The following is a 2,663-nucleotide window of genomic DNA, read 5'->3' as shown; positions in this document are numbered from 1 at the left end:
CCATGCAAAGGGTTATTCTGGTAGTTAATTTCTTCAGTCATGAGGTGGTTGGGCTCCAAAAAGTAATTCGCAGCATTATACCTTAAAGAAGCAATAGAAGAGTTTGTTTTAAATAACTTTCGAACAAACCACTAAACTAACTCAATCTCTGAGTCGCAGAGATCGACTTCTTCCTCAAGCCCATATTGATTAATAAATTCCTTCACACGCTCAGTCGCATTCTTTCTGCTCATTTTGGGGCACAGGAATAAAGTTGGCTTATCACAGTAACGGTCCAGAAAACGATCAATAAAGCCTTCATCACAATCATCTGACAAAAACAGAATCCATGCAGAAATTCGGTCATAGAACTCATATCGACTTTCAACAAAGGTAGTAGGGTGATTAAAGTGGCGGACATCTACCCGGTATGAACTCAGCTCCTTTCTAATTAAAGCTGAATACATTTTTGAGTCAGAAAATATTCCTAGACTACGCTCACACAGATAGTTTGGCCCAAGATACCGGTCTTCTATACTGAGCTGATTACCCACGATTACTCTCGCGTTATCAGACTGCGCAACAAACATATCAAATAAGTCGATATGAGGATGCTCTTTGAGCTCCTGCTTTTGACTTTCCTCTACCAGCATTTGAGGCAAAGCTTTCACACCTTCCAGATAGAAAGCCTCATCCTTTTCAGTACTTACGTATACAGGCCTATCCGACGATTCAGGTTCCGATAGAGGTTTCCCTGCACGAGTCCGATAAAAAGATGTTTTAGTAGAGTGTGTTTTGACGCTTGACTGCGATAAACCTGAATACACATCCGAATACAAATTGTTCGGCTTTATGTCATATCCTTTTCTAGTGAAAGGTATTGAAGTGCTTCGTTTGGGAGCTTGCCTCTGAGCCCGGTATATTTCAGGGTCAATAAAGCGTAAATCTGGCTTTGGTTTCTTATGTAATTTTAGGCGTTTAAACACTGCGGCGAACCTCCCTATTCCCTGCATGAACTTGTCAATTCCCTTTTATCGGCAGTTCCAATACTGCCTGAAGCGCAGTTTATTCGAATTTTGAACCTAGTCACAATACAAAAACACGAGATAATCCAAATATGTGACACATTACTTCCATCATAAAACCAGATTTCACATTTGTTTGCAGAACCTTAGCTTACTTTTGCGTAATAATGACTAGGCTTTAGTTATGAACATCTATTAACCAATATAGTTTAACTTTAAAGTTTGCAGGCATTATCATGAATATTCACATGTTCGGCAGTAAAAGCATTAAGAGCAAGTCTGACCTTAAGAAAGTCAATATTCCAACGGGCTCATCAGCTCATGCGGAAGATATCTGGTCAACTGGTGAGTAAGATGCCCTGCATATTCCAATTCTAGGCTCTGAAGCGCATCAATCTCAAGACGACAATCACGCCAAACCTGATCTTTTGAACCCTTTTGGCGTATATATTTCGGAAGAAGCAAAAAATGAAGATGTAATGCTATCTTCCATTGAGGAAAGCAAGCCTCCTTTATTAGAGGACGGTTCGATTCTCGATGATATATGCGCCGAAGCTGAACTATTACTTGAAGAGCTTCGGACTCTAGAACCAGAGAAAGCCCTTGAACCAGCAAGCGAGGAAACAGAGAGAACTGAGATCGTCCAAGAAGAAGCGCTAAGCGAAGAATTAATGCACGCACCAATTCCTACACCACTTGTTGAAGAATGCACCGAGAGAGTCGTCGGCGTATACGCATCATTAGAGCTCTATGTTAAAAGCTTATCTAAAGAGCTCGCTCTATATTGTGATGCAGAAATTCATTGTTTTGACTCCAGCATGAACGAAGCACAGCTTCAGGACGACACCCGCATCAATATGTGGATTGTGAATTTATCAGATGATGATGAAAGCGAATTGCTTGACTCAATTCTTGAAGAAAGCGCTGAACACCCTACCCTTTATCTGTCGGGAAGTTTATCAAAGCATTGTAAGAAACGAATCCAGGCTTTCTTGGAAGAGAATTAACACTTAAGACTTTTCTATGTTGACCTTACCGAGCTAGGTAATTAGCTAATCATGACCTGCCGGTAAACTTTGCAATCAAGCGAGCCAGCCAATTTCTGCCACTTCGGTTTGCCAGCTTTTCTGATTCTGCATTAAATTTTTTAACTTCATTAAAAACAATCTGCTGCATTTGAATTGCAGACAATGAAGCACTTCTATGCACCTCATTGCTATGAGCGTAGTCCGCAGACAGGCTGTGTTGTCTGTACATTAATTGCAGAGATTCTGAAGACGAATGTTCAGGCAATTCATTGCTGCCTACCGCTTTCGAGAACACTTCAGCATTATCGTTAAGACTTTCGGTAACACTGTCATCTGAAAGCTCACAGTTTTGTTCCGCTTTCCCAACAGTAGTTTTAGCCCTTTCAATCGTAGTTTCTGCGGCCTCTTCGATGAGTGCTTCATTAAGCAAAGCTAGCGCCCAGCTTTCATCCACCGGTTCTGGCTTCACTGATACCTGGCTCTCACCCGATCTATTGTTACTACTGATGTCTTGTTTCTTCATAATACGTCATCTATACAGTAAACCCTGCGTTGCGGAAAGGCTTTACGAAGCTGACCTGACACGTAAGCACATGAAAAATATATTAAATTTAAGAATGAAGATTATACA

3 protein-coding genes are annotated in these 2,663 nt (G+C 40.9%); 1 reads left to right on the top strand and 2 read right to left on the bottom strand.

The features are described from left to right. Nucleotides 1-131 precede the first annotated feature (131 nt). On the bottom strand, nucleotides 132-818 hold the full coding sequence (locus A3763_RS14020) for a hypothetical protein (protein WP_156491795.1): 687 nt from the start codon (nucleotides 816-818) through the stop codon (nucleotides 132-134). Between the two features lie 665 nt (nucleotides 819-1,483). Between A3763_RS14020 and A3763_RS14015 the strand changes: the two genes are divergently transcribed. After that, on the top strand, nucleotides 1,484-2,011 hold the full coding sequence (locus tag A3763_RS14015) for a hypothetical protein (protein ID WP_156490600.1): 528 nt from the start codon (nucleotides 1,484-1,486) through the stop codon (nucleotides 2,009-2,011). 49 nt (nucleotides 2,012-2,060) lie between these two features. Here A3763_RS14015 and A3763_RS14010 read toward each other — a convergent pair whose 3' ends face one another. Further along, nucleotides 2,061-2,555, bottom strand: a complete 495-nt coding sequence (locus A3763_RS14010; RefSeq protein ID WP_068554286.1) for a hypothetical protein — start codon at nucleotides 2,553-2,555, stop codon at nucleotides 2,061-2,063. Between the last annotated feature and the right edge of the window lie 108 nt (nucleotides 2,556-2,663).

Source organism: Oleiphilus sp. HI0128, from assembly GCF_001635365.1.
The sequence above is the reverse complement of the archived record's forward strand: the minus strand, read 5'-3'. Positions and strand labels throughout refer to the sequence as shown.

What these genes read in the sequence shown, in the direction of transcription:
- A3763_RS14015 (WP_156490600.1), top strand. Translation starts at nt 1,484, where the DNA reads ATGCTATCTTCCATTGAGGAAAGCAAGCCTCCTTTATTAGAGGACGGT.
- A3763_RS14010 (WP_068554286.1), bottom strand. Translation starts at nt 2,555, where the DNA reads ATGAAGAAACAAGACATCAGTAGTAACAATAGATCGGGTGAGAGCCAG.